At 67.0% G+C, this 3058-nt stretch carries 4 protein-coding genes; all 4 read right to left on the bottom strand.

Annotation, left to right across the window (positions count from 1 at the left end; genetic code table 11):
* Positions 1-34: 34 nt before the first annotated feature.
* Genes GPA25_RS23455 through tnpA form a run of 4 tightly spaced genes read right to left on the bottom strand, consistent with a single transcriptional unit; the run spans position 35 to position 2975 of the window.
* Positions 35-619, bottom strand: a complete 585-nt coding sequence (locus GPA25_RS23455; protein ID WP_169262808.1) for a plasmid pRiA4b ORF-3 family protein — start codon at positions 617-619, stop codon at positions 35-37.
* Positions 620-621: 2 nt separating this feature from the next.
* A complete protein-coding gene (gene tnpC, locus GPA25_RS23450) occupies positions 622-2151 on the bottom strand; it encodes an IS66 family transposase (RefSeq protein WP_169262807.1) in 1530 nt (509 codons plus the stop codon).
* Positions 2152-2211: 60 nt separating this feature from the next.
* Positions 2212-2559, bottom strand: coding sequence for an IS66 family insertion sequence element accessory protein TnpB (gene tnpB, locus GPA25_RS23445; RefSeq protein ID WP_169262806.1), 348 nt, complete (start codon positions 2557-2559; stop codon positions 2212-2214).
* Positions 2556-2975, bottom strand: coding sequence for an IS66-like element accessory protein TnpA (gene tnpA, locus GPA25_RS23440; protein WP_169262809.1), 420 nt, complete (start codon positions 2973-2975; stop codon positions 2556-2558). The genes tnpB and tnpA overlap by 4 nt, the downstream gene beginning before the upstream one ends.
* Positions 2976-3058: the final 83 nt, after the last annotated feature.

The following is a 3058-nucleotide window of genomic DNA, read 5'->3' as shown; positions in this document are numbered from 1 at the left end:
GTAAGCGTCCGCCCGAGACCGTCTTGACTGACGGTCAGACCTTGATCGGGTGGAGGCGCAAATCGATTGCCGAGATGTCAAACGCGGCGGGATCGAACGGTGCCCCGTACCATTCAAGCATGTCGTGGTGTTCAGGATGGTTCGGATCGGCCATCACCGCAACGAAGTCGGCATAGCCGGGAGCGCCGCCGACATCCTCGGGCGGAGTGGCATTGGCGCCGGTAAGGCAAAGCGCCGTATCGAAGAGCGGTTCGGGTGGCAGGCGGCGTTCGACCTTGATGCGGTGCTCCCAGTCGTCGCCGAAGTCGTAGACGTAGCGGAAGGATTTTGCGCCGTAGAGCGCGGTCGCGAGCCGCACGCGCTGTTCATTGCGAACGGGCTCGAAGTCGTAATCGGGATCGGGGACGCCGTAGCGCTCGCCGGCGATCTCGAACTCGTGCAGATGGCAGTCGTGCCAGCCCATCACGGCCTGGATGACCCGATGCAGCTTCGGCAGCGTAATGGTTTCCGGCACCACCACCCGGCGCCAAATGGCCGGCTTGATCCAGGCCAGTTCAATCCGCAATTGCAGCAGATGCGGCGCGGGCCGCGCCTTCGGGAGTCGTACGACAGTGCCCATGGTCAGGCGGCCTTGCGCCGGGGTTCGGATTGGTCGCGCCCCAGATTCCAGGGCAGCAAGTCTTCGATGCGGTTGATCGGATGTTCGGCGATGCGTGCCAACACGTCGCGCAGATACGCTTCCGGGTCCAGACCGTTGAGTTTGGCCGTACCGATCAGGCTGTAGAGGGCCGCCGCGCGCTCGCCCCCGGCGTCCGAACCACCGAAGAGGAAGTTCTTTCTTCCCAAGGCCACCACGCGTAGCGCCCGTTCGGCGGCATTGTTATCGATCTCGATGCGCCCATCCTCGGTGTAGCGGATCAGCGCCCGCCAGTGATTCAGCCCGTACTGGATCGCCTCGCTGATGCCGGATTTGCGCGACACGCGCCGGCTCTGCGCGTCCAGCCAACTCCGCAAGTCCTCCAGTAATGGACGCGCCTGGGCCCGCCGCACCGCGCGGCGGATGGGCGGTGACTCACCACGGACGCTCGCTTCGATCGCGTAGAGCTGACCGATCCGCGTGAGCGCCTCGGCGGCAATCGGGGAGGCCTGTGCCCGATGCACATCGAAGAACTTGCGTCTCAGATGGGCCCAGCAGGCGGCTTCCTGCACCTGCCCGGTCGCATAAATCGCATTGAAACCCGCATAGGCGTCGGCCTGCAGGATGCCGGTGAAGGCGCGCAGATGGCGCTGCGGGTGCTCGCCCTTGCGATTGGGCGAGTACGCGAACCACACCGCCGGATGGTCATTGCTGCCGGCCGGGCGATCATCACGCACGTAAGTCCACAACCGTGCGGTCTTGGTCCGTCCTTCGCCGGGTGCGAGCACCGGCAGCGGGGTGTCGTCGGCATGCACCTTGTCGGCGGCGAGCACATAGCGGCGCAGCGCCTCGACCAGCGGAGCAAGCAGTTGTGCCGATTGCCCGACCCAGTCGGCGAGCGTCGAGCGGTCGAGCTCGATGCCCGAGCGCGCATAGATGGCGCTTTGCCGATACAGCGGCAGGTGGTCGCAGAACTTGCCCACCAGCACATGCGCGAGCAAGGCCGGCCCGGGCAGTCCGCGCTCGATCGGCCGTGCGGGGGCTGCCGCCTGCATGATGCGATCGCAGCGCGAGCAGGCGAGCTTCGGACGCACGTGCCGGATCACCTTGAAGTGGGCGGGCACGTACTCGAGCATCTCCGAGACGTCCTCGCCCAGCTTCACGAAGGTGCTGCCGCAGTCGGGACAGTTGCCCTCGGCGGGCGCATGTTCGACCGTCTCGCGCGGCAGGTGATCGGGCAAGGGTTTGCGGGCGGGGCGTTTCGGTGACGACGCCGCGCCGGAGGTCGTGTCCGGCGACGCGTCTGCAGCGGCTTCGCGCCGGGCAGTCTCGATGCCCTCAAGGGCGAGCTCGAGCTGGGCGAGCGTGCCGTCTAATTGCTCCGAGCGGCGACCGAACTGCATCCGGCGCAGCTTGGCGATGATGAAGTTCAGGCGCGCGATCTCGGCCTGCTGGGCCGTCACCAGGGCCTTGAGTACAGCCTGGTCATCGGGAAGGGGCGTCGTCGCGTGCATGACGTGAGTCTACGCGATGCCGCGGTGTGTGAACAGCCCCCAGGGGGCATGCCCCGATCTTCAGGCCGCGCACTCGGGTTGCCAGGTCCGCTCGGGCCTTCGCCAGTCGATGCCTTCGAGCAGCATCGACAGCTGCGCCGCGGACAGATGCACGGCCCCCTCGGTCGCCTGCGGCCAGATGAAGCGGCCCCGTTCGAGGCGCTTCGCGAACAGGCACAGCCCGTCCCCGCTCCACCACAGCAGTTTCACGAGATCGCCCCGCCGCCCGCGGAAGATGAAGACGTGCCCGGAGAATGGATTCTCGGCGAGCGCCCCTTGCACGATCGCCGCCAGACCGTCCATGCCGCGACGCATGTCGGTCACGCCGGCCACCAGCCAGATGCGCGTGCCTGCCGCCAAGCCGATCATGCCCGTTCGGCCAGGCAGTCGAGGACCGTGCGCAGTGTGTCCCGACTGACCTCGCCGAGCACCCGCACGGTCGCGCCGCCGATCAGAATCTCGAGCGCGGCCGCCGGCTTGACGCCCTTCGGTGCCAACGGTTGGCCGACTGACGGCGACACGGTCATCACCGGCAACAGTTTCGGCCCTTCGCACACGTGCGGTCGCCGGGCCGCGCGATGCGCCGGCTGGGGTTCGCCGAACCACCCTGCACGGTAGTGGCGGCGCCACTTGAACAGCAGGTTCGCGTTGATGCCGTGTTCGAGGGCGAGCTTCGCCACCGAGATCCCCGGCTCGCAGGCGAGCGCGGCAAGGTGGCGTTTGAAGTCGATCGGGTAGTTCGGGCGCCCCTTGCGGGTCACCCGGGTGATGCCATTCGTGGCCAAAGTGGTCCCCACCAGAAATTTGGTGGGCACCACTTTGGGCGATCTAGATCACGGGAAAAAGGCGGTGCAGACCGGACGCTTAC

Origin of the sequence: Aromatoleum diolicum, assembly GCF_012910955.1 — a bacterium.
In the GTDB taxonomy this organism is placed as follows: Bacteria; Pseudomonadota; Gammaproteobacteria; order Burkholderiales; family Rhodocyclaceae; genus Aromatoleum; species Aromatoleum diolicum.
This window is presented reverse-complemented; position numbering and strand designations above follow the sequence as displayed.